This is a genomic window from Palleronia caenipelagi, assembly GCF_007004065.1.
Lineage (GTDB): Bacteria > Pseudomonadota > Alphaproteobacteria > Rhodobacterales > Rhodobacteraceae > Palleronia > Palleronia caenipelagi.
In genome coordinates this window covers 1-2,985 of the sequence record NZ_VFSV01000109.1, presented here as the reverse complement: position 1 = coordinate 2,985, position 2,985 = coordinate 1, and the positions used below count along the sequence as shown (strand labels likewise).

General features: G+C 58.3%; 4 protein-coding genes and 2 pseudogenes. 4 read left to right on the top strand and 2 right to left on the bottom strand.

All coding sequences use genetic code 11. The features are described from left to right. Together FEV53_RS19920 and FEV53_RS19915 are read right to left on the bottom strand one after the other, a co-directional pair. On the bottom strand, positions 1 to 334 hold a 334-nt coding region (locus FEV53_RS19920), incomplete at its 3' end, for an IS3 family transposase (protein ID WP_142836380.1). After that, positions 331 to 630, bottom strand: a complete 300-nt coding sequence (locus tag FEV53_RS19915; protein WP_142835876.1) for a transposase — start codon at positions 628 to 630, stop codon at positions 331 to 333. The genes FEV53_RS19920 and FEV53_RS19915, both read right to left, overlap by 4 nt. 129 nt (positions 631 to 759) lie before the next feature. Between FEV53_RS19915 and FEV53_RS19910 the strand changes: the two genes are divergently transcribed. The 4 genes and pseudogenes from FEV53_RS19910 to FEV53_RS19895 all read left to right on the top strand — a co-directional run. Further along, the gene (locus tag FEV53_RS19910) at positions 760 to 1,068 is read left to right on the top strand and encodes a transposase (protein WP_142836379.1); all 309 of its coding nucleotides are present in this window, start codon (positions 760 to 762) and stop codon (positions 1,066 to 1,068) included. A gap of 110 nt (positions 1,069 to 1,178) precedes the next feature. Next, positions 1,179 to 1,316 (top strand): annotated as a pseudogene (locus FEV53_RS21990) (IS3 family transposase); the annotation flags it as partial. A gap of 84 nt (positions 1,317 to 1,400) precedes the next feature. Continuing rightward, a protein-coding gene (locus tag FEV53_RS19900) for an IS3 family transposase (protein WP_142836381.1) occupies positions 1,401 to 2,527 on the top strand; the annotation gives its coding sequence in 2 pieces (ribosomal slippage) (positions 1,401 to 1,665 and positions 1,665 to 2,527; 1,128 coding nt in all). 41 nt (positions 2,528 to 2,568) lie between these two features. Continuing rightward, a pseudogene (locus FEV53_RS19895) lies at positions 2,569 to 2,985 on the top strand (transposase); the annotation flags it as partial.

Here is a 2,985-nt window from a genome sequence, read left to right as displayed (position 1 = left end):
TGGTCACCGGCTTGCGCGGCTTTCTCAGGCGGGCTGAGATCCTGTTTTCGCGCATTATTCTGGCCACGCGCCGCTCCGAGACGCGCTCCCCGTCAGCGCGCAGATCCCGGTGGATACGCTTGGACCCGTAGCGGTGTTTGCTGGCTTTGAAAAAATGACTGATCCGTTCCAGCAACGCCTTGTCCCGTGCGGATCGCCGCTCCCGACGGTCATCACGGGCCGCCTGGCTGGCGTGATGCCCATAGAACCAGCTGCATGACAGGCGGACCAGCCGGCAGAGTGTCGAAACCCCGTATTGAGCTTTGTGGGCAGTGATGAAGGCGCGCTTGTTCATCGTGGTTTCACCGCCCGAGACGCGAAAAAAGCGGACGCTTTCTGCAGGATCTCGTTTTCCTCCGCGAGACGCTTATTCTCTTTGCGAAGCCGCTCCAGCTCAGCCGCATCAGCCTTTTGGCGGCGTTTCGCTTCCATCGAGCCGAACGCCTCGATCTCCAGCCGCCAAGTCTTCAGCTGCGTGCCGGTGATCCCCAGCTCTTTCGCCACGCTGCCCTGCGTCGCGCCCGGTTCATAAAGCCGTTCAACCGCTGCAGCTTTGAATTCGTCCGTGTATTTCCGTCGATGTCGTCCCATGTCGTGCTCCTCTCGTGGACAGGGGTAAAGTACCCCGCTGTCCGGAGACACGGACGAAGTTCAAAAGAGGTGGTCGCGGGATTTCGGACCAGGTGCTAAGCTGTAGTGTCTGAGGAAGAACGCACAGAAATGACGAAACGGAAACGCTATTCGGCAGAGTTCAAGGCGAAGGTGGCTTTGGAAGCCATCCGCGAGGAGCTGACGACGGCCGAGCTGGCCAAGAAGTATGAGATCCACCCTACCATGATCAGCGGCTGGAAACGGCCCGCGATTGAGAACATGGCACAGGCCTTCACCGGCCAGGCGACCGCGGAGCCGACGATATCGGCGGCAGAGGTTGGAAAGCTGCACGCCAAAATCGGGCAGCTGGTCGTGGAACGGGATTTTTTGTYGGAAGCCTCCAGTCTCATCCCCGGCACTGGAGGCAAAAAGCGGTGAAGAAAGACCATCCCGATCTCAGCGTCCGGCGGCAATGCAGCCTGCTGTCACTGGCACGCTCAACCCTCTACTACCAGCCGCGTGGGGAAAGCCCCGAGAACCTGAAGTTCATGGAAATCATCGATCGTCAGTTCCTCGAGACGCCATGGTATGGCTCACGCCAGATGGTCCGGCACTTGGCTCGCGAGGGACATAAATGCGGCCGACATCGTGTGCGGCGGCTGATGCAGCTCATGCGGTTGGTGCCTATCTACCAGGAACCGAAGACCAGCAAGTGGTCTTCCCCCACTGAAGTGGTCCTCCGCTATGTTCAGGAAAAACGGAGGAAACAGATGGCCAACAAGCGACCAAAGCCGGAAGAGATTGTTACGAAGTTACGGCAGGTTGAGGTTCTGACGGGGCAAGGGATGCCGCGTCTGAATGCGATCCGCCAGATCGGCGTGACTGAACAGACGTTCTGCCGCTGGAAGAAAAAGTACGGTGGAATGGGCGCGGACCAATTGAAGGACCTGAAGCGTCTTCAGAAAGAGAATGAACGCCTGAGAAAAGCCGTTTCCGACTTAACGCTGGACAAGCTGATCTTGGCGGAGGCCGCAAAGGGAAACTTCTGAGCCCCGCTCGTCGCCGTGCTTGCATTGATCGTGTTCGAGCGGAGCTGACTGTCTCGGAGCGCCGTGCCTGTCGTGTTCTCAGACAACACCGATCGACACAGCGCAAGGTACCCATTGGTCGTCCAGACGAAGAGCGCCTGGTGGCGGATATGATCGGGCTGACCCGGCAATATGGACGGTATGGCTATCGTCGGATCGCAGCACTGCTCAGAGATGCTGGTTGGCATGTGAACGACAAGCGCGTCGAAAGACTGTGGCGGCGAGAGGGGCTGAAGGTGCCAATGAAGCAACCAAAGAAGGGACGGCTTTGGCTGAACGACAGCCCGTGCGTCAGACTGCGACCTGAGCGTCGCGATCACGTTTGGTCGTACGACTTTGTGCATTGCCGGACGGACGACGGAAAGGCGTTCCGGACATTGAATATCATCGACGCGTACAGCCGGGAGTGCCTGACCATCCGCGTGGATCGCAACCTGAACTCAGGCAACGTCATCGATGCGCTGAGCGACCTGTTCATCCTGCGCGGTGTGCCTTCGTTCATTCGGTCTGATAATGGCCCGGAGTTCGTTGCTCAGGCCGTACAGGACTGGATCAAAGCTGTTGGAGCCAAGACCGCCTATATCGAACCTGGATCGCCCTGGGAGAACGGATATGTGGAGAGCTTCAATGCCCGTTTCCGCGACGAGTTCCTGAATGGCGAAACCTTCTACAGCCTGCGCGAGGCGAAGATCCTGATCGAAAAATGGAGGAAACACTACAACACGAAACGACCACACAGTGCATTGGGCTACCGCCCACCGGCCCCGGAAACCGTCGTCACGATGGACCGGAGGCCCGTCATGCACTAACAATCAAATTGGACCACTCAAGTGGGGCTGATCACAAGAAGCACCCGGAGCACAAGATATATCCATATCTTCTGAAGGACTTACCCATCCCCCGACCTAACCAGGTCTGGTGTGCTGACATCAGCTACATCCCGATGCGCCGGGGGTTTCTCTATCTCRTGGCCATCATGGATTGGCACAGCCGGAAGGTGCTGAGCTGGCGGCTCTCGAACAGTTCGGCATGAGGCCGCCATAGGTCTGAGGACTATGCCGGACGGACGCGGGGTTCTGCGTCGAGGCTTTGAAAGAAGCGCTGGCTCGATACAGCACCCCCGAGATTTTCAACACCGATCAAGGATCCCAATTCACCAGCACCGACTTCACCGACGTGCTGCGCGACGCAAAGATCAAAATCTCGATGGATGGCCGGGGCCGCTGGATCGACAACCGGATGATCGAGCGGCTCTGGCGATCCCTCA